We start from the raw sequence: 265 nt of genomic DNA, 5'->3' as shown, positions 1-265 counted from the left end.
GTATTAGTTTTGGGGCTGTTTCTGTTCTTGTGCTAGTATCAGGGCTTATGATTCAATGGTTGTTACCATCATCTTCAAATAAAGAGCAATTACATTGGAAAGACGAACTTCTGCGATTTAAGAATATTCATCTTTGGGCAGCGTACGTAACAAGTATGTTCATTATTGGTGGTACGTTTGCAGCATTTAGTTATTTCACTCCGATCTTTACAAATGTCACAGGCTTTTCAAGTGCAAGTATTCCGTATTTACTTGCTCTCTATGG

General features: G+C 37.4%; 1 pseudogene. It reads left to right on the top strand.

The features are described 5' to 3' along the window. Positions 1-265, top strand: a pseudogene (locus ACS2QP_RS27915) (MFS transporter); the annotation flags it as partial.

The organism is Bacillus cereus group sp. Bce019 (assembly GCF_051781745.1).
GTDB lineage: Bacteria > Bacillota > Bacilli > Bacillales > Bacillaceae_G > Bacillus_A > Bacillus_A cereus.
The sequence above is the reverse complement of the archived record's forward strand: the minus strand, read 5'-3'. Positions and strand labels throughout refer to the sequence as shown.